The 18,900-nt window shown below is 69.2% G+C and carries 19 protein-coding genes, 1 tRNA gene and 1 riboswitch; of the genes, 11 read left to right on the top strand and 9 right to left on the bottom strand.

The window, feature by feature from the left end; all coding sequences use genetic code 11:
* Positions 1–18: 18 nt before the first annotated feature.
* A complete protein-coding gene (locus ABZW11_RS13665) occupies positions 19–1,116 on the bottom strand; it encodes a HAMP domain-containing sensor histidine kinase (protein WP_355416046.1) in 1,098 nt (365 codons plus the stop codon).
* Positions 1,116–1,811: a response regulator transcription factor gene (locus ABZW11_RS13660; protein ID WP_355416044.1), complete on the bottom strand. Its 696-nt coding sequence runs from the start codon at positions 1,809–1,811 to the stop codon at positions 1,116–1,118. Before ABZW11_RS13660 ends, ABZW11_RS13665 begins: the two co-directional genes overlap by 1 nt.
* Positions 1,812–1,904: 93 nt before the next feature.
* Between ABZW11_RS13660 and ABZW11_RS13655 the strand changes: the two genes are divergently transcribed.
* The 3 genes from ABZW11_RS13655 (at position 1,905) to ABZW11_RS13645 (ending at position 3,034) form a co-directional block, all read left to right on the top strand.
* Complete coding sequence (locus tag ABZW11_RS13655) at positions 1,905–2,078, top strand: hypothetical protein (protein WP_345393484.1); 174 nt, start codon at positions 1,905–1,907, stop codon at positions 2,076–2,078.
* Positions 2,078–2,275 carry a DUF6412 domain-containing protein gene (locus ABZW11_RS13650; protein ID WP_355416042.1) on the top strand — a complete coding sequence of 66 codons (198 nt, stop codon included), beginning with the start codon at positions 2,078–2,080 and terminating at the stop codon, positions 2,273–2,275. Before ABZW11_RS13655 ends, ABZW11_RS13650 begins: the two co-directional genes overlap by 1 nt.
* 117 nt (positions 2,276–2,392) lie before the next feature.
* The gene (locus tag ABZW11_RS13645; RefSeq protein WP_355416040.1) at positions 2,393–3,034 is read left to right on the top strand and encodes a membrane protein insertase YidC; all 642 of its coding nucleotides are present in this window, start codon (positions 2,393–2,395) and stop codon (positions 3,032–3,034) included.
* Here the strand turns inward: ABZW11_RS13645 and ABZW11_RS13640 are convergent.
* Both ABZW11_RS13640 and ABZW11_RS13635 read right to left on the bottom strand, forming a co-directional pair.
* Positions 3,018–3,449, bottom strand: coding sequence for an ATP-binding protein (locus tag ABZW11_RS13640; protein ID WP_355416038.1), 432 nt, complete (start codon positions 3,447–3,449; stop codon positions 3,018–3,020). The genes ABZW11_RS13645 and ABZW11_RS13640 overlap by 17 nt on opposite strands.
* Before the next feature lie 142 nt (positions 3,450–3,591).
* A complete protein-coding gene (locus ABZW11_RS13635) occupies positions 3,592–5,460 on the bottom strand; it encodes an ATP-binding protein (protein ID WP_355416036.1) in 1,869 nt (622 codons plus the stop codon).
* 95 nt (positions 5,461–5,555) lie between these two features.
* Between ABZW11_RS13635 and ABZW11_RS13630 the strand changes: the two genes are divergently transcribed.
* The gene (locus ABZW11_RS13630) at positions 5,556–6,125 is read left to right on the top strand and encodes a methylated-DNA--[protein]-cysteine S-methyltransferase (RefSeq protein WP_355416034.1); all 570 of its coding nucleotides are present in this window, start codon (positions 5,556–5,558) and stop codon (positions 6,123–6,125) included.
* On the opposite strand, the gene ABZW11_RS13625 is transcribed toward ABZW11_RS13630, so the two are convergent.
* From ABZW11_RS13625 to ABZW11_RS13610, 4 genes are all read right to left on the bottom strand, one after another.
* The gene (locus ABZW11_RS13625) at positions 6,094–7,431 is read right to left on the bottom strand and encodes a cytosine permease (protein WP_355416032.1); all 1,338 of its coding nucleotides are present in this window, start codon (positions 7,429–7,431) and stop codon (positions 6,094–6,096) included. The two genes, ABZW11_RS13630 and ABZW11_RS13625, sit on opposite strands and share 32 nt — an antisense overlap.
* Positions 7,421–7,536, bottom strand: a riboswitch (TPP riboswitch). It overlaps the preceding gene by 11 nt.
* A 53-nt stretch (positions 7,537–7,589) precedes the next feature.
* Positions 7,590–7,913 (bottom strand): rhodanese-like domain-containing protein, encoded by a 324-nt coding sequence (locus tag ABZW11_RS13620; protein WP_355416030.1) that lies wholly within the window; start codon positions 7,911–7,913, stop codon positions 7,590–7,592.
* 56 nt (positions 7,914–7,969) lie between these two features.
* Positions 7,970–8,848 carry a DNA-formamidopyrimidine glycosylase family protein gene (locus tag ABZW11_RS13615; protein ID WP_355416028.1) on the bottom strand — a complete coding sequence of 293 codons (879 nt, stop codon included), beginning with the start codon at positions 8,846–8,848 and terminating at the stop codon, positions 7,970–7,972.
* 130 nt (positions 8,849–8,978) lie between these two features.
* Entirely contained in the window at positions 8,979–10,124 is a 1,146-nt protein-coding gene (locus ABZW11_RS13610) for an LCP family protein (RefSeq protein ID WP_355416026.1), read from the bottom strand.
* 393 nt (positions 10,125–10,517) lie between these two features.
* Between ABZW11_RS13610 and ABZW11_RS13605 the strand changes: the two genes are divergently transcribed.
* Both ABZW11_RS13605 and ABZW11_RS13600 read left to right on the top strand, forming a co-directional pair.
* Positions 10,518–11,867, top strand: coding sequence for a hemolysin family protein (locus ABZW11_RS13605; RefSeq protein WP_355416024.1), 1,350 nt, complete (start codon positions 10,518–10,520; stop codon positions 11,865–11,867).
* On the top strand, positions 11,864–12,883 hold the full coding sequence (locus ABZW11_RS13600) for a hemolysin family protein (protein ID WP_355416022.1): 1,020 nt from the start codon (positions 11,864–11,866) through the stop codon (positions 12,881–12,883). Before ABZW11_RS13605 ends, ABZW11_RS13600 begins: the two co-directional genes overlap by 4 nt.
* A 358-nt stretch (positions 12,884–13,241) precedes the next feature.
* Here ABZW11_RS13600 and ABZW11_RS13595 read toward each other — a convergent pair.
* Positions 13,242–13,324 (bottom strand) — tRNA-Leu (locus ABZW11_RS13595).
* Between the two features lie 199 nt (positions 13,325–13,523).
* Here ABZW11_RS13595 and ABZW11_RS13590 point away from each other — a divergent pair.
* From ABZW11_RS13590 to ABZW11_RS13570, 5 genes are read left to right on the top strand one after another with little or no spacing between them, the layout of a single operon-like run.
* The gene (locus ABZW11_RS13590) at positions 13,524–14,264 is read left to right on the top strand and encodes a DUF3662 and FHA domain-containing protein (RefSeq protein ID WP_345393439.1); all 741 of its coding nucleotides are present in this window, start codon (positions 13,524–13,526) and stop codon (positions 14,262–14,264) included.
* A gap of 17 nt (positions 14,265–14,281) precedes the next feature.
* Positions 14,282–14,752: an FHA domain-containing protein gene (locus tag ABZW11_RS13585; protein ID WP_345393437.1), complete on the top strand. Its 471-nt coding sequence runs from the start codon at positions 14,282–14,284 to the stop codon at positions 14,750–14,752.
* Entirely contained in the window at positions 14,749–16,062 is a 1,314-nt protein-coding gene (locus ABZW11_RS13580; RefSeq protein WP_355416019.1) for a Stp1/IreP family PP2C-type Ser/Thr phosphatase, read from the top strand. Before ABZW11_RS13585 ends, ABZW11_RS13580 begins: the two co-directional genes overlap by 4 nt.
* Complete coding sequence (locus tag ABZW11_RS13575) at positions 16,063–17,442, top strand: FtsW/RodA/SpoVE family cell cycle protein (protein ID WP_355416017.1); 1,380 nt, start codon at positions 16,063–16,065, stop codon at positions 17,440–17,442.
* Positions 17,439–18,899, top strand: coding sequence for a penicillin-binding protein 2 (locus ABZW11_RS13570; RefSeq protein WP_355416015.1), 1,461 nt, complete (start codon positions 17,439–17,441; stop codon positions 18,897–18,899). Before ABZW11_RS13575 ends, ABZW11_RS13570 begins: the two co-directional genes overlap by 4 nt.
* Position 18,900: the final 1 nt, after the last annotated feature.

Genomic DNA, 18,900 nt, shown 5'->3' with positions numbered 1-18,900 from the left:
GCCTCCACAGAGCCGATGTCAGCCGACCAGGGGCAGCCGGATCTCGAACCGGCACCCCGGCCCGTCGTTGACCACGCCGATCTCCCCGTCGTGCGCCTCCACGATCCCCTGCGCGATGGCCAGCCCCAGCCCGGCCCCGCCGTCCGCGCTGGGCGTACGCGCGGCCTCCCCCCGGAAGGCGACCTCGAACACCCGGGGCAGATCCTCCTCGGGGATCCCTCCGCAGCAGTCGGTGACCGACAGACAGGCCATCCCCCGCTCGACAGCGGCCCTGAGCACCACGGGCCGGTCGGACGGCGTGTGCCGGATGGCGTTGGTCACGAGGTTGCGCAGCGCCCGCCCCAGAGCCCCCGCGTCGGCCTCCACGGGCACGGCCGCGGCGGCCTCGGCGGTGAGCACCACCCCCTTGGCCCTGGCGAGCGGCTCGGCCCCGGCCAGCGTGTCGGCGACCAGGTCGGCGAGCCCGATCCGCGACCGTGACAGCCGCAGCGCCCCCGCGTGGATGCGCGACAGCTCGAACAGGTCGTCCACCATCGCCGACAGCCGCTCCACCTCCAGCTTGATCTGCCCGTGGTAGCGGGTGACCGTCTCGGGGTCGGTCACCACGCCGTCCTCGAGCGCCTCGGCCATGGCCCGCATGCCGGCCAGCGGCGTACGCAGGTCGTGGCTCACCCACGCCACCAGCTCACGCCGCGCCCCTTCCAGGGCCCGCTCCCGCGCGTACGCCTCCTCCAGGGTGTTGGCGATCGTCTGCAGCTCGGCCGGGAGCCCGGTCGGCGCGACGAACGGCAGGTCGCGTACGGCGGCCACCAACCGCCTGCTCTCCTGAACGACCCGCCGGGCCAGGACGAACGCCACTCCCAACCCCACGAGCCCCCCGACCGCCACCACGCTGAGCACGAAGTCCTTGGTCGGCCCCTCGATGATCATCTTGTTGATGATCGCCACCACGCCCGCCAGCGTGGCCGCCACCGCGACCACCACGACGACGGCCATGGCCACGCCGATCGACCGCGTGCGCAGCCGCCCCATCAGCCAGACGCCCGCCAGCGCGATGAGCAGGCCCAGCCCGGCCGTGACGGCCATGACCATGGGCAGGTCGCCGGGCCGCGGCATCAGAGGCCGTCCAAAGGCTCGTAGCGGTAGCCGACCCCCCACACCGTGACGATCCTGCGCGGTTCTGTCGGGTCGGGCTCGATCTTCTCCCGCAGCCGCCGTACGTGGACGGTCACCGTGGACGAGTCGCCGAACGACCATCCCCAGACCTGGTTGAGCAGCGCGGAGCGGCTGAAGGCCTGGCGCGGGTTGCGCATGAGGTAGGCGAGCAGGTCGAACTCGCGGGCGGTCAGCAGCACCTCCTCGCCGCGCAGGCGTACCTCGTGGGCACCGACGTCCACCAGCAGGTCGCCGTCGCGCAGCACGCCGGTGCCGCCGGTGACGGAGGCCCCGCGCGCCCGCCGCAGCACCGACTGGACGCGCAGCGCCAGCTCGCGGGGGCTGAACGGCTTGGTGACGTAGTCGTCTGCGCCGGTCTCGAGACCGACGACCCGGTCGATCTCCTCACCGAGCGCGGTCAGCATGATCACGGGCACCGGCCAGCGCTCCCGCAGCCGCCGGCACACCTGGAGGCCGTCGATCTTGGGCAGCATGAGGTCGAGGACCATGAGGTCGGGCGGATGGGCCAGGGCCCTGCGCAGCGCCTCGGCGCCGTCGCCGACGCACTCCACCTCGTGCCCGTCGCGCTCCAGATAGCGCGCCACGACCTCGGACACCGTGGGATCGTCATCCACCACCAGGATGCGCGTGTTCACGCCTTCACGGTACGGCCCGCCGCCCGGAACCGGCCGGTACGTCATGGCTTCGTAAGGGTCGCGGATCATGCCCCGAGGACGTACGGTGGGCGCATGGGTAAAGTCGTGATGCTCGTTCTGGGGACCTTGCTGGGTCTCTTCGTGCTCTTCACCTTCATCCTGCCGATGCTGGTGGGTCTGATCAAGCTTGCCTTGATCATCGGTGTGATCGCCCTGGTCGTGTTCGTCGCGGTCACCGTCGTCGGTAAGACGTCCCGCTCCAGCTGATGCAGCTGCTGTTCGACCCGTGGCTGGTGGGGATCACCATGATGGCGATCCTGCTGCTGGTCACGTGGGCGGCCGCGCTGCTGCCCGTCCTTCTCGGGGAGCCCATGGGCTTCCCGCTGTCCTACGCGCGCCGCACGGCCTTCCAGCGGCTGCGCGACCCTGACGCGGCCGGGCGGCCGCGCCCCCGCGCTCCTTAAGCGCGCCCCGCTTTTCCTGACGCGGGGCTTCCTTGCGAGCCCTCGTCGAAGCGGGGCTCCCTCGGCCATGACGAGCGAGCCCGTCGTCATCATGCCTTCCAGCAGGGAACAGGGCTCATGATCGATTCTCTCGTCACGTTCGTCCTTCACGTCTCCGGCGGCAGTGCCGCCCTCGGCATCGTGCTGTTCACCCTCGCCGTACGCCTTCTGCTGCTGCCGCTGAACGTCCGCCAGGCCCGTACGGCGAAGATCCGCGAAAGGCTCGCCCCCAAGCTCCGCGAGCTGCGTGAGCGCCACGGCCGCAACCCGGAGCGCCTGAGCAAGGAGCTGAACGCCCTCTACGCCAAGGAGGGCACGTCACCCTTCGCCGGGATCATGCCGATGCTGGCTCAGCTGCCGTTCCTGTGGCTGATGTACCGAGTGGCCACCCATCCGACCGCGCTCGCGGGGCACACGTTGTTCGGGGCGCCGCTGGGGGAGCAGGCGGCCGGCGTGGTCGCCCATTTCGGTCTGGTCAGCGCCCCGGTTTTGGTCTTTGTACTGGTCATCGCCCTGGTCACAGCGGTGGCCTGGCTTTCGGCCCGGCAGATCAAGCTCGCCGAGGAGCAGCCGGAGGCGATGAAGCGGATCATGCGGCTGCTGCCGTACGGCTCGGCGCTGGCCGTACTCGTGCTGCCGCTGGCCGCCGGCCTCTATCTGCTCGTCTCGACGGCGTGGGCCGTGAGCGAGCGCGCCGTGCTGGCTAGCCGACCTCTCTGAGGGCCGCGACCTGCCCGTTCACACTTTTGCTAGGCGCGGGCAGAATCGCCCACACGGTCGTCGTGTCGCCGTCGTGCCGCACCCCCCAGCTCTCGGCGACATATTCCACGATGCCGAGCCCCCGGCCCCCGAGCGAGGACAGCGTCGGCCGGCCCGCACGGGGCTCGGTCGCGGCGCCCCCGTCGCTGACCGCCACCTCGATGTGATCGTCACTGCGCAGCCACGCCACCCGCACCATGCCCGACGGCAGCGGATGAGCGTGCCGCAGCGCGTTGCTCAGAAGCTCGCTCACGACGAGCACGGCATCGTCGATGGCCGCGGTGAAGACCCCACTGTCCTGCAGATCAGTGCTCAGACGCTGGCGGGCGACGGCGACGCTGGACGGCGCGTACGGCAGCAGCACCACGCTTGACACACCCACCTCCCCGTTCCCTGTGCCCCCCGCGGGAACACTCCCCGGTACGACCGAAATGCCCCGTTACTCGATCCCAGAAACCGCATCTCGATCACAGCTTGTACACATTGGAAGATAGATCAGCGCAACCGTGACCACCTCGTTACCGCATCGGTGTGTCGGATCCGATAGTGGAAGAGCCCCTCAGCACGAGCCGCATTCTGGTGCCTCCTCCTGGTCGCGAATGAGCGCTGACATCTCCTCCCTGTGCCCTGGCGAGACTGCGGACGATGTAGAGACCGAGCCCCACTCCACCAAACCGTCTCCGGTCGCCGCTGTCCACCTGGACGAAGCGTTCAAAAATCCGCTCACGGTCAGGCGGGGCGATTCCGACGCCCTCGTCGTCCACGACGACGACCACGTTGTCGTCCTCCGGCCAGGCCGCCACGCTGATCAGTCCGCCCTTGGGCGAGTACTTGAACGCGTTCTCCAGCAGCTGCCCGAGCAGGATGTCGGTGGCCAGCGCGTCGCCCAGCACGTACGGCAGCCCCTCGGGCACGTCCACCTCGACCCGGTGCCGGTCCGACAGCTCGGGCAGCCCCAGCGTGGCCGCCACGATGCGCTCCCCCAGGTCGAACTCCTCGATGCGCACCTTGAGCTCGTCCGCGCCGGCCCGCGCGCCCAGCAGCAGGTGGTCCATGAGCACGCCCAGCGACTTCGCACGCTCGGCGATCGTGTGCACGGCCGAGCGGCGCGCGGGGTCGCTCATGTCGTCCCAGCGCGAGTCGAGCGTGCTGGCGAAGCCCCGCACGATGGTGATCGGCGTGCGCAGCTCGTGGCTGGTCGTGGCGAGGAACAGGTCCTTGGCCTCCTCCAGCTCCTTGGCGGCGGTCACGTCGCGGAAGTCGACGACCACCTCGCCGGTCTCCTCGATCTGCGCGCTCACCACGTCGAGCCAGCGCCCGTTGTCGAGCTGGAAGGTGCCCTTCTCGCCCGCCTTGGGCAGCGGGAACGGCGGCGGGCCGCCGATCACGGACTCAGCGGGCAGCGCGGTCAGCTCGGCGGCGGCCGGGTTCCAGCGCACCACGAGGCCGTCCTGGTCGAGCACGGCGATGCCGTCGGCGCTGGCGTCGAACACGGCCCGCTCATGGGCCCGCTGCCGCACCGCCTCCTGGTAGGCGACCGCGTTGCCGACCGCGATGCCGGCATGCCCGGCCAGCAGCTCAAGCAGCTCCAGCTCCAGGTGCCCCGGGTTGCGGCGGGCGAACAAGGCATAGAGAGCGCCGTACGGCCGCCCGCCCACCGCGGCGAGTCCCAGCGCGATCGTGTGCAGGCCCTTGAGCTTGGCCCACACCAGGTCGTCGAGCCCGTGGGACTCCAGCATCACGGTCTTGCCGGTGCGTAAAAGCTTGTCCACCAGGCTCGTCCGCAGGTCGGTGGTGGTGCCCCTGATCGCCTCCGGCAGCTCGTACGTGCTGACCAGCCGCAGCCGCTCGCCCTCGATGAGCACGAACCCGCCCGCGTCCGCCCCGGTCAGCTCGGTCAGGCTGGCCGAGATGCGGTCGAGCACGGCCGACAGCTCAAGGTCGGAGTTGATGTCCCCCACGACGTCGGTGAGGCGGGCGACCAGCCGGGCGCGGCGCGCCATGCGGTGCTCGGCCATCTCGTCGGCCCTGGCCGGGTGGTAGGCGCACACGTAACCGGCGACGGCGCTGCCGAGGCGCAGGGCGCTGATGTCCACCCGCAGGTCGAGCACCCGGCCGTCGGCGTGGAGGCGCTTGGTGCGCAGCGACACGGGCTCTCCCGTACGTACGCGCTCCAGCACCGCGTTGTGCTCGGCGCCCAGCTCGTCCGGCACGATCGGCGCCCGGCGGCCGAGCAGCTCGTCGGCGCTCCAGCCGAACATGCGCTCGGCGGCGGCGTTCCACACCAGCACGCTCTGGTCGCGATCGAGCGCCACGATGGCATTGGGCGAGCTGGCGAGCGCCGCACGAGCGATCTCATCGTCACTACCGGCCCATTCGTCCCCCACTACTCCATAGTGCACGTGGCGCGGTGGGTGCGTCGGGCGATCCGTCCGATACGCTGCGGTCACGGTGATTCCCGGCAGGTGGGAGGGTGAGGGGTATGTCGAGCAACGATCTCGATGCCCTGCTGCGGGTGACCTCCAGCACCTATCGGGGTGAGACACCACCCGACATCGCGTTCGGCACCTACGACGGCGCGGTGGGCAGGATGGTGCTGGCGGTGACCGGCAAAGGCATCGCGGCGTGCAGCTTCGAGGCGGAAAATGACGTGTTCGAGCTGATCACGCGGAACGTGGGGCGGTTCATCGGGCCCGACGCGCGGCGGCTCGACCCGGTGCGCAGAGAGCTCGACGCCTACTTCTCGGGGCGGCTGCGGACGTTCGCCACGCCGGTCGACCTGACGCTGGCGACGCCGTTCGCCCGTACGGTGCTGCAGAAGACCATGGCGGTCCCCTACGGCACCACCACGACGCTGGAGGAGATCGGCCAGAGCATCGGCAGGCCGCGCGCGCTGCGCGCGATCGGCAACGCGTTGGCCTCCAACCCCGTCTGCGTGATCGTGCCCTGCCACCGGGTGCTGCGCGAGGACGGCGGGCTCGGCGACTACGCCGGCGGCGCCGCCGCCAAGCAGCACCTGCTCAACGTCGAGCAGCGCGCGACCGCTGGATGAGCCCGATGAGCAGCGTGACCAGCGCCGCCACCAAGGCGCCGCCGAGCGCGCCGTTCATCCACGGCTGACGCACGAACCCGAGCGCCTCGCGCACGCCCGTCCAGAGCGCGTCCCACTGCGGGAAGGTCGGCGTCGAGGTGGTCAGCCAGTACGCGGCGAAGCCCAGCGCCCAGGGCACCAGCATCGGCCAGCGCGACGGGGCGTCCTCGGCGGTGTTCCAGCCCTCGCCGCGGCGCAGCACGAAGTAGTCGACCGCGAGCACCCCGAACATCGGCACGAACACGGCGCCGATCACGCCGAGGAACACGCCGTAGGAGTTGACGTCCGCGAAAAGGGCGATCACGACCGTCACCACGCCGATGGCGGTCGAGAGGATCCGGCGGTCCACCCGCGGCATGAGGTTCTGCAGCGACATCGTGGTGGAGTAGACGTTGGCGAAGGACTGGTCGGTCTCGCGCAGCACCAGGATGCCGAAGAACAGCGCGCCCAGCGGCACCGCCACGAACGGCGTGAACACCGACGTCGCGTCGGCCAGCACGCCGTCCGCGCCCGCCAGGGCCACCGCGTAGACGCCGAGCCCCAGGCAGGCCACCTGGGCCAGTGTGTAGCCGCCGACCACGCCGGTGAACGCGGCGCGTCCCGAGCGCGAGTGGCGGGCGAAGTCGGCCGCCATCGGCACCCACGACACCGACAGCGCGATCACGTAGTCGACGGCGGCGGGGAAGGCCGTCCAGCTCCCGCCCTCGGGCGAGGGGGCATCGCGCAGGAAGAACACCGCGAACCAGATCATCGCCACGATGACGCCGACGGTGACGTAGCGGCGCAGCAGCCGGATCGAGCCGAGCGGCCAGACGGTCAGGGCCGTCGTCAGCACGCCCGCGACGAGCACCCACACCTGGTACGGCACCGACGGGAAGATGGCGCCGGCCCCCTTGGCGATCACCCACAGCTCGAAGGCGCCCCAGCCGATCATCTGGATGATGTTCAGCACCGTCGGGACGTAGGAGATCCTGGCCCCGAACAGCCCGCGCAGCAGCACCATGGCCGGCTTGCCGGTGCGGGTGCCTGGAATGGCCGACAGGCCCACCATGGCGGTGCCGATCAGGCTGCCCACCACGGTGGCGACCAGCGCCGCCGCCAGGGTGAGCGGCGCGTTGCCCAGCGGGTCGAGCAGCAGCAGCGCCCCGGAGAAGCCGAGGAGGCTGACCCCGAGGTTGGCCCAGAGCGCGCCCTGATCGAGCACGCCAAGGGTCTTGGGCGCCTCGCCTTCGAGGGTCAGCGGAACTTCTTCGACGCCGTGCGACATCGCACACTCCCTACGCCGGCATTACCCGGACAGGTTCAGGCGGTCGGCAGCGGATGCATAGCTGCCCTCTCAGCCCGGCGACCCCGAGCTCCCGCGACGATCTATAGTTTGCGCCCTTATTTTGCCTTAGAGAGAGTCAAATCACCATAGTGGGCGACTTACGCCACAAAAGGCTCCTGGCCCGTCTCGCTGACCATCGGCTTCCGCGCGGCCTCCCACGACTGCATGCCGCCGCCGACGTTGACCGCCTCGCGTCCGAGCTGGTTGAGCCACGCCGCGACCTGCAGCGACCGGCCGCCCACCCGGCACACGACGTAGACCGTGCGGTCGCCGGGGACCTCCTCCACCCGGCCCTGGATCTGCGTCATGGGGATGTGGACGGCCTGCGGCGCGTGGCCCGCCAGCCATTCGTCCTGCTCGCGGACGTCGAGCAGGTAAGCGTCTGCGGGCACGGCACTGGCCTCGATCTCAGGAACGGTCATGACTCCATCATGGCGTGCCCGAGGCCGTGCACCGGACACGCCCAAGGGCGCATGTCCTACTTGAGCAGGCGGGACAGGCGCCGGTCGGCCAGCGGCTTGCCGCCGGTCTGGCAGGTCGGGCAGTACTGCAGCGAGGAGTCGGCGAACGAGACCTCCCTGATCGTGTCGCCGCACACGTCGCACGGCTGCCCCGCACGGTTGTGCACCCGCAGCCCCGACTTCTTCTCCGCCTTGAGGTCCTTGGCCGCGAGCCCGTGCGCCCGCTCGACCGCGTCGCGCAGCGTGGTCACGATGGCCTCGTGCAGGTCGGCGATCTGCGCGTCGGTCAGCGTCGCGGCGACTTTGAACGGCGACATCTTGGCGGCGTGCAGCACCTCGTCGGAGTAGGCGTTGCCGATGCCGGCGATCACCTTCTGGTCGCGCAGCAGGCCCTTGATCTGGGTGCGCTTGCCGCCGACGATGCGCTTGAGCGCCTCGACGGTGAACGACTCGGCCATGGGGTCGGGGCCGAGGGCGGCGATGCCGGGCACCTCGTCCGGACTTTTCGTGACATAGACGGCGAGGCGCTTCTGCGTCCCCGCCTCCGTCAGCTCGAACCCGGGCGCCAGGCCCTCGTCGTCGGGCGCCAGCCGCACGCGTACGGCAAGCGGCCCCTTCCCCGGCCGCACCGGCTTGGCCCCCGACAGGTCGTCGCGCCAGCGCAGCCACCCGGCGCGGGCCAGGTGGATGATCAGGTGCAGCCCGTCGCAGTCGAGGTCGAGGAACTTGCCGTGCCTGCTCACGCCGGTGACGGTCAGCCCGCCGAGCGAGGTGACGGGCGGGTCGAACGTCTTGAGCGCCTGGATGGCCACCACGTCGATCCCCGCGATCGCGCGGCCCACGGCCCGCTCACGCAGGAAATGGGTGAGCGACTCGACTTCGGGAAGTTCGGGCATGCCCCCAGAGTACGGCCGCACCAAACCGAAGCCATCAGGGCGCTGACCGTGACGATCACGAAAGGAACATCACCGCCACGATCAGCGCGGTGGCCGCCACCTGGCGCGGGGTCAGCCGCCTGGCGCGGGGTCAGCCGGCGTCAACAACGTCCTTGGGCACCGGCTTGTCCTCCTTCAGCGCGTTGAACAGCGCGAGCGCCTTCGTCCTGTCCCACTTGACCGCGTCACCGCTGGCCACGCGCTCGGTGCCGCCGAACGGCACCACCGTCGTCACCGGGCTGTCGCCCATGGCGAGCCCCAGCGACAGCATGGTGAACGCCCCGGTGCCCGAGTCGACCTCGACCGCGTCGGTCGCGCTGGCGGCCAGCGGAATCGCGGTGAACGGGTTGAGCAGCACCCCGGGGCTCGCGGCCTTCTTCACGACCGCGCTGAGGAACTGCCGCTGCCGCTTGGTCCGCTCGAAGTCGGGCAGCGCGCCGCCCTTGCGGGTGCGTACGTAGCCGAGCGCCTGCGAGCCGGTGAGCACCTGGGTGCCCTTCTTCAGCTTGAGCCCGGCCTTGGGGTCGTTGACGGCGGCCCGTACGTTGATCTCGACCCCGCCGACGGCGTCCACGATGTCCACGAACCCGGCGAAGCCGATCTCCATGTAGTGGTCGATGTGCACGCCGGTGGCGTTCTCGACCGTGCGGGCGAGCAGCTTGGGCCCGCCGAAGGCGTAGGCGGAGTTGAGCTTGTCGCGCCCCCTGCCCGGGATGGTGATCGCGGAGTCGCGCGGCAGGCTGACCAGCGTGGGCGCGTCGCTCCCCTCGGGGATGTGCAGCAGCATCATCGAGTCCGTACGCTGCCCCGCGGCCCGCCCGGTGGCGAGCTTCTTGCGCTGGGCGGCGGTCAGGCCCTTGCGGCTGTCGGAGCCGACGAGCAGCCAGTTGGTGCCAGGCGTGTCGGCGGGCCGCCCCTCGTACTCGTCGAGCACCCCATCGATGCCCGTCAGCCGCGAGTCGACCCAGAAGAACAACCCCACTCCGGCGACGAGCAGCAGCACCAGGAACCCGGCGATGATCGACAGGATCGCCTTGCCGGAGATCTTCTTACGCGGCCCCTTGGGCGGCCGCGGCTCGGCGGGACCACCGGACCGCGAGCGAAGCGGCCTGACCGGGCTGTCGCCGGCCCGCTCGCGCCCGTAGACCCTGGAGGACCCCCTGCGCGGAGGAGCCTCTGCGGGGCCCTCTGGGGCGGCGGCGGGAAGCTTCTGGGTGGGCGCTCCCGCCCCAGGCACGGGGCCCTGCCCTCCTGGCGGCGTCGGCCCTCCGGGCGGGATCCGGTGCGCGGGTGCGCCTCCAGAGCGCAGGCCGTCACCGGGCCGCGGTGGCAGCGGGCGGCCGTCGCCTGGCGAGCGGTAAGCCCGCGTCCGGTCGTCCTCAGACACTTCGCCTTCTTCCCTTCGGTTTGTCATAAACGCTACGTCCAACCCTCGCCAGTGAAGACGCTCCGCCAAGGATTTCCTACGGAAAAGTACGCGGAACCAGCGGAGAGTCACTGCGGAAACATAGATGCCACCAGCATCGTTACGGTTATGGACGACCGCTATCGAAAGGAAGATCGTGTCCGATCCGGACCCGTGGAGTCTTCGCCCGTGCTCGGGCACGGGTTCCTCTGAGGGCTCACCGCGGTGAGCGCCTATCTCGGGCTGCTGGCCCTCCTGCTCCTGACCGCGGCGACCGGCTACTTCGTCGCCCAGGAATTCGCCTTCGTCGCCGCCGACCGCAGCCTCCTGCGTGAGCAGGCCGCCGCCGGCGACACCTCCGCCGAAAGGGCGCTCCAGGTCACCTCCCGCCTGTCCTTCATGCTCTCGGGCGCGCAGCTCGGCATCACGGTGACGGCCCTGCTGGTCGGCTTCCTGGCCGAGCCGGCGATCGCCGTCCTCGTCCGCCCCTGGCTGACCGGCCTTGGCCTGCCCGACGCCATGATCACCGGGGTCTCCCTGGCCGCCGGCGTGTTCGTGGCCACCGTCGTGCAGATGGTCTTCGGCGAGCTGGCCCCCAAGAACCTCGGCATCGCGAGGCCCGAGCAGGTGGCCAAGTTCCTGGCCCGCTCGACGCTGGTGTACCTCGCGATCGTCGGCCCGGTGGTCAAGCTCTTCGACTCGGCCGCCACCGGCCTGCTCAGGCGGGTCGGCATCGAGCCCGTGGAGGAGGTGGAGCACGGCGCGACGCCTGAAGAGCTGTCCCGGATCATCGCGGAGTCGACCCAGGCGGGCGAGCTGCCCGCCCGGCTCTCCGACCTCCTGGAGCGGGCCCTGGAGTTCGGCGACCGGACGGCCGAGGAGATCATGGTCCCCCGCCCCAGGGTGGTGGTGCTCCGCGCCTCGCAACCCATCTCCGACCTGCTGGCCGTCATGCAGGACTGCGGCCACTCCCGCTACCCGGTGGTGACGGAGGAGGGCGACGTGGCCGGCGTGACGGGCGTACGCGAGCTGCTGACGACGGGCGTGGAGACCGGCACCATAGCCGCCATCACCCGCCCGGCACTCCTGGTGCCGGACTCGGTGCCCCTCCCAGCGGTCCTCGACCGCATGCGCACGGCCAGGGACGACATCGCCTGCGTCATAGACGAGTACGGCGGCCTGGCAGGCGTCATCACGATCGAGGACCTGGCAGAGGAACTGGTGGGCGAACTGGTGGACGAGAACGACCCCGAGCCCCAAGGAGCAGTCGAACACCCAGGAGGGGTCTGGGAGGTCCCAGGCCACCTGCGCCTGGACGAGGTCGAACGAGCAACGGGTCTGGCGCTGCCGGAGAGCGACGACTACGACACGCTGGCCGGCCTGGTCCTGGCAAGGCTCGGCAGGATGCCGAACCAGGGCGACAAGGTGACCGTCCCCATGAGCCAGGACACCGACCTCTTCGCGGACGACCAGGAAGAAACCCTGGCGGAGCTGACAGTCATGTCCCTCCACCGCCGGGTCCCGGAGTGGGTCCGCCTGACCCCGCTCAAACACGCGGAGGCGACGACCAGATGAGCATGATCGCCCTGAGCATCGCGCTACTGGCCTTCAACGCGTTGTTCGTAGCAGCAGAGTTCGCCTTCGTCTCGTCGAGGCGCCACCGCCTGGAGGAGATAGGCGCGACAGGCAACCGCCTGGTCAGAATGGCCGCCCGCTCAGCGGCAGGCGGCAGCAGAAAACTCTCCCTGATGCTCGCAGGCGCCCAGTTGGGCATCACCCTCTGCACACTGGGCCTGGGCCAGGTGACCGAGCCGGCGATAGAACACTATTTGGAACCAGTGTTCGCAGCGGTGGGCATCCCAGAGGCACTGCGCCTCCCGATAGCCCTGACCTTCGCCCTGGCCCTGGTGACGTTCCTCCACATGGTCGTAGGGGAGATGGCCCCGAAGAGCTGGGCACTGACCCACCCGGAACGAGCGGCCCTGATCCTCACCCTCCCGTTCAGAGCCTTCACGACGGTCATGCGCCCGTTGCTGGCGACCCTGAACGCCCTGACGAACGGCATCCTCCACCTCTTCGGCGTCCAGCCAAGAGACGAGCTGGCAACGACGAGAACCCCTCGTCAGCTCGCCATGCTGGTAGGCGAATCAGGCCGCATGGGCCTCCTGGACAGAGAGGAACACGACCTCCTGACCAGAGCCCTACGCCTGGGCGACGAGGGCATAGAACCCCTGATGGTCCCCATAGACAAGGCAGTGAAGGTCACGAAGGACGCCACAGCAGCAGAGATCAAGAAGACAGCAGCGGGCAGCGCCCACCTGAGGCTCCTGGTGGAAGGCCCGAACGGCGTAGAAGGGGCGCTACACGTAAGAGACGCCCTGCTGAAACCAGCCAGTCGAGCAAGCGACCTGCTACGCAAGCTCCCGAAGCTACCCTGCACAACACAGGTCCCTGAAGCGGTGACCGCCCTACAGGAACAACGATCCCATTTGGCCCTGGTGACGAACCAAGACCAAAAAATCATCGGAATGGTGAGCCTCACCGACCTGGTAGGCGAACTTCTGGACACCAGAACAGCAAGTGTGACGTAGAACACAAAGGGCCCGGAGAGGGATGAAAGTACCTTGCAACCACCGGGCCCTACCTTCAACCCGAAAAGAAACCCCAGATCCCCTTGCGCAAACAGCACCCCTTAGACAGGGTGAGCAAGAAAACCAGACACCCAGGGAAGCAAAGCACCAAGGGGAACCCGCGAAACCAAGCGGGGACCTGGGGCGAAGGGCCCCAGGGAGCGAAAGCGACCTCTGGGGGTCTGGGGGCGAGAGCCCCCAGGAGCGCCAGCGAAAACCGCTGGGGGTCCGGGGGTTACCCCCCGGGCAGACATGACGAGGGGGACCCGAGGGAGCAAGCCTGAAAGGCTTGCGACCAAGGATCCCCCAGTCACACGAGTGGGCGAGGAGGGATTTGAACCCTCACGTCCTTTCGGACACACGGACCTGAACCGTGCGCGTCTGCCGTTCCGCCACCCGCCCTTGTGGGTGCGGAAAGAACATTAGCACGGAACAGCCACTGGTACTGAACCCGGATACGATCGCATAAGACACGGGAGCGGAGGAGCTGGGCGTGGCTGCCGACGAGCGCCTGTGACACCGTCACGTGGAACGAGCGGAGACCGGGCGCCGATGCGCCTACGGGGCCGCGATCATATGCACGGAGGAAGGGAGGTACCCGGTGGGAGTCCTTCAGCGCTTCGAGCGAAGGCTCGAAGGCCTGGTTGAGGGAGCCTTTGCGCGGGCGTTCAAATCTGACCTTCAGCCGGTCGAGGTCGCCAGCGCGGTTCAGCGGGAGATGGATGAGCGTGCGGCGATCGTCGCTCAAGGTCGCACGCTCGTGCCCAACGACTTCGTGGTCGAGCTGTCCACGACCGACGCCGAACGGCTTGAGGTCTACGCCGACAGCATCAGCCACGAGCTGGCCAACCTCGCCAGGGAGTACGCCAAGGAACAGGGCTACTCCTTTGTGGGACCGGTCCGGGTTCGCTTCGAGACCGCCGGCGATCTGGCTGTGGGCTTGTTCCGCATCCGTTCGGGGGTCATCCGCGGCGCGACGGTGGAGCAGGACGAGATTCGCCAGCCGGCGAGCGACCTGCCTCCGTCGAGGCCACACGCGTTCGGCGGGCGGCCGCGGCTGCTCGTCAGCACTCAGGACGATCCGCAGGGCGACCGCTCCTACGAGCTCACCACTCCGGTGACCTTGCTCGGCAGGGGCACCGACTGCGATCTTCGTCTCGTCGATCCCGGAGTTTCGCGACATCACGCGGAGCTGCGCGTCGAGGGCCAGAATGTGGTTCTCGTCGATCTGGGTTCGACGAACGGCACTTTTGTCAATGGCCAGCCGGTGCGCAGGATCGAGCTCCAGAACGGCACGCGAGTGACCCTGGGGCGTACGACTCTGGTGTTCCGGCGCGATTAGGGGTAGACAGACGGTCCATGTCCGAGCTCACGCTGCTGCTGATCCGGCTCGCCTTCCTGGCGGTGCTGTGGTTCTTCGTCATTGCCGCAGTCGGCGTGATCCGGACTGACTTGTTCGGTTCACGCACCGCGCCGGCGGGTGGCCGCAAGGCCATGAAGCCCGCCAAACCCGTGGCCAAGCCCAAGAGCAAGAAGGGCGAGCCACGCCAGCTCATCGTCACGGGTGGGCCTCTCCAGGGCACCACCATCAACCTCACGGAGCAGCCCATCACCATTGGCCGGGCCAATGACGCCACGCTGGTGGTCACCGACGACTACGCTTCCAGCCGGCACGCCCGGCTCTTTCCTCAGGACGGTCAATGGATCGTGGAAGATCTTGGGTCCACCAACGGCACGTACCTCGACCGTTCAAAAGTCACCCGCCCGACCCCGGTGCCGCTCGGTGTTCCGATCCGCGTCGGCAAGACAGTCATTGAATTGCGCAAATGACCATCGCACTCCGCTACGCCGCCCGCTCGGACGTCGGCCTCCTCCGCGAAGGAAACGAGGACTCGGCGTACGCTAGCGGCCGCCTGCTCGCCGTCGCCGACGGCATGGGCGGGCATGCACACGGCGAGGTGGCGAGTTCTGTCGCCATCGCCGCCATGGCCTCTCTGGAAGAGGCCCAACAGGGGGGTGACCTGCTCAACGCCATCGAGGCAGCGGTACGCGACGCCAACCGCAAGCTGCACGAAATGGTGGGGCGGGATCCCAGCCTCAAAGGCATGGGCACGACGCTCACCGCCATGCTCTGGCACGGCACCCAGGTCGCCCTGGTGCACGTGGGCGACTCGCGCGCCTATCTCCTGAGACGTGGTGAGCTCTACCAGATCACCCACGACCACACGCTGGTGCAACAGCTTGTGGACGACGGGCGCATCACGCCGGAAGAGGCGGCCACCCACCCACAGCGGTCGATCCTGCTGCGCGCGCTCGACGGCAGCGGCGAGGTCGATCCCGATCTCACGCTGCGCGAGGCGCAGGTGGGCGACCGCTACCTGCTGTGTTCCGACGGCCTGTCGGGCGTGGTCAGCGCGGAGACGCTGCATGCCACGCTCACCAACATCGACGACCCTGAAGAGGTCGTCCGCCAGCTCATCGATCTGGCGAACCGGGGTGGCGGGCCCGACAACATCACGTGCGTGCTGGCCGACGTGCTGGAGATCTCCGACGGGCAGCAGCCGCCCGCGGAGGCCGCCATCGTCGGCGCGGCGGGCATGGCCGGGCTCGACGGGAGCCCGCAGGACGTCCCGCCGGGGCGAGCAGGCGCGGTGACCGCACCCCAGCCGGTGCTCTCCGACGACGATTTCGCTGAGCCGGTCGCCGAGACCTCGTCCCGGCGTTCGAGGAAGCGTCGCCGGACGTGGCCCGTGCTGGTCACCGTGCTCGGTGTAGGAGCCGTCGGCGTCTTCGTCGGCGGCTACTTCGGTTACCAGTGGACTCAGGACCAGTTCTTCGTCGGTGCAAGGGGCGGCGAGGTGGTCGTGTTCCAGGGGGTCAAGAAGGAGGTGGGTCCCTTCCAGCTCTTCCATGTCTCCAAGCCCACTGGCCGCCAGCTGTCCCAGCTGTCGGAGGCCGATCAGGCGCTGGTCAGGAGCGGCATCCCCGTCACGAACGTGGCCGAGGGCATGACCAAGATCAACAGCCTGGCGTTCGACGACCAGGACAAGTCCGCGGAAGAGAAGGAACCCGAGACGGAGGCGAGCGCCTCTCCCAGCGCCACCGCCTCCGCCACCAAGTCCAAGACGAGACAGCAGTAGATGAGCGAAGTCGACATCACCCCCGTCCCGATGCCGGCCAAGCGGCGCGTGGCGCAGCTCGTCATGCTCGCGCTCGCGGTGGTGATCGTCATGGCCGCCTACGCCAACGTGGGCCTGGCCATGGACGGGCAGATCCCGGCCGGGATGCTGACCTACGGGCTCAGCCTGGGCGGCCTGATGCTGGCCGCCTACCTGGTGCTGGCGAAGTTCGCCCCCTGGGCGGACCCGCTGATCCTGCCGCTGGTCACCGTGGTCAACGGCATCGGCCTGGTGATGATCTACCGGCTGGAGAACGCCCAGATGGACGGCGCCTCCGCCACCAACCAGATCATCATGACCGGCGTCGGGGTCGTGCTGTTCGCCGTGACGCTGCTGGTGCTGCGCGACCATCGCACGCTGCAGCGGCTGACGTACACGGCGGGGCTGATCGGCGTGGTCCTGCTGATCTCGCCGCTGACCCCCGGCCTGGGCCAGGAGCGCAACGGCGCCCGCATCTGGATCGGATTCGGCGCGGCCACCATCCAGCCGGCCGAGTTCGCGAAGATCGCGCTGGTCATCTTCTTCGCCGGCTACCTGGTCGCCAAGCGCGACGTGCTGGCGCTGGCGGGGCGTCGGCTGCTCTTCATCGACCTGCCGCGGGCCCGTGACCTCGGCCCGGTGCTGATCACCTGGGCCGTCGCCATCGGCGTGCTGGTGCTGCAGAAGGACCTGGGCTCGTCGCTGCTGCTGTTCGGCGGGTTCGTGGTGATGCTCTACATCGCCACGCAGCGCACGTCGTGGGTGCTGATCGGCATCCTGCTGTTCGTCGGCGGCGCGTTCATCGCCGGCCAGATCTTCTCCCACGTCGGCGACCGCTTCGACGTGTGGCTCGACCCAGGCTCCCAGGAGTACTACGACCGGCCCTTCGGCGGCAGCTACCAGATCATGCAGGGCCTGTTCGGGCTGGGCGCGGGCCGCATCCTCGGCACGGGGCTCGGCCAGGGCCACCCCGAGCTGATCCCGCTGGCCTTCTCCGACTTCATCTTCAACGCCGCCGGCGAGGAGCTCGGCCTGACCGGGCTGATGGCGATCCTGATGATCTACGCGCTGATCGTCGAGCGCGGCCTGCGCACCGCGCTCGCGGCCCGCGACCCCTACTCGAAGCTGCTCGCGGGCGGCCTGTCGTTCATCCTCGCCTGGCAGGTGTTCATCATCGTGGGGGGCGTGACCAACCTCATCCCGCTGACCGGCCTGGTCACGCCGTTCATGTCGCAGGGCGGCTCGGCGCTGCTGGCTAACTGGATCCTTATCGCTCTCCTGGTACGAACGTCAGATGCCGCCAGACGCCCCCCACCCCAGGCGATCCAGAACGAGGGACTGACGCAGGTGTTCCAGCGATGAACGGCACCTTGAAGCGAGTGGCGGTGGCCGCGCTGGCCATGTTCGCGCTCCTGATGATCAACGTGAACTGGCTCCAGGCCGTCAAGGCCGAGGAGTACCAATCCGACGCGCGCAACACCCGGAACTTCTTCGACCGGTACGCGATCGAGCGCGGCCGCATCACGGCGGGCGGCAAGGTGATCGCGCAGTCCGTGGACACCGGCGACAACAGGTTCCGCTTCATCCGGAAATATCCGGACGCGAGGCTCTACGCGCACGTCACCGGCTTCTTCTCCCCCGAGAGCGCCGACGCCATCGAGTCGACCCACAACAAGCTGCTCGACGGCTCCAGCTCCGACCTGCTGCTGCGGCGCAGCATCGACCTGTTCACCGGCGAGCCGACCAAGGGCGCCAACGTCGACCTGACGATCGACCCCAAGGCCCAGAAGGCGGCCTACGACGCGCTGCGGAAGAGCGGCAAGCGCGGCGCCCTGGTGGCGCTCGACCCGAAGACCGGCGGCATCCTCGCCATGGTCTCGCTGCCCACGTACGACCCGACCGAGCTGTCGGGCACCGACAAGGCCGCGGTGTTCAAGCGCTACGACGAGCTGGCCAAGGACAAGAGCCAGCCGCTGCTCAACAGGACCATCGCCCAGACCTACCCGCCCGGCTCGACGTTCAAGGTCGTGACGGCGGCGGCGTTCCTGGAGGACGACGACTCGCGCGGCCCGGAGACCACGGTCGAGGCGCCGCAGCGGCTGCCGCTGCCCAACACGAACATCAGCCTGCCCAACTACGGCGGCGCCGCGTGCGGCAGCGGCCAGGTCACGCTGGTCTACGCGCTGGAAAGATCCTGCAACACGCCGTTCGGCTCGATCGGCATGGAGCTGGGCTACGACAAGATGAAGGAGCAGACCGAGAAGTTCGGCATGGGGCAGCAGGTCGCCGTGCCGATGCCGGTCGCCCAGAGCGACTTCGGGCCCAAGGAGGACCAGGCGGCCGTGGCGATGGCCTCGATCGGGCAGCGCAGCAACCGGATGACGCCGCTGCAGATGGCCATGATCGCGGCGGGCATCGCCAATGACGGCACGGTGATGAAGCCGTACCTCGTCGACAAGGTCACCGACTCCAAGGGCGACACCCTCGACGAGGCCGACCCCGAAGAGCTCACCACGGCGGTCAGCTCCGGGACGGCGGCCAAGCTGCGCGACATGATGGTGAGCGTCGTCTCCAACGGCACCGCCAACCTCGCGCAGGTGCCGGGCGTCCAAGTAGCGGGCAAGACGGGCACCGCGGAGACCCTCGACGGGCAGCCGCCGCACGCGTGGTTCATCAGCTTCGCGCCGGCGGAGAACCCGAAGGTGGCACTCGCGGTCATCGTCGAGTCGGGCGCCGCCAAGGTCGGGGCGGAGGCGACCGGCGGTCACACCGCCGCGCCCATCGCCAAGGCCGTGCTGGAGGCGGTGCTGAACAAGTGAG

This window comes from Nonomuraea sp. NPDC004580, from assembly GCF_040609855.1.
Classification (GTDB): Bacteria; Actinomycetota; Actinomycetes; order Streptosporangiales; family Streptosporangiaceae; genus Nonomuraea; species Nonomuraea salmonea.
The sequence above is the reverse complement of the archived record's forward strand: the minus strand, read 5'-3'. Positions and strand labels throughout refer to the sequence as shown.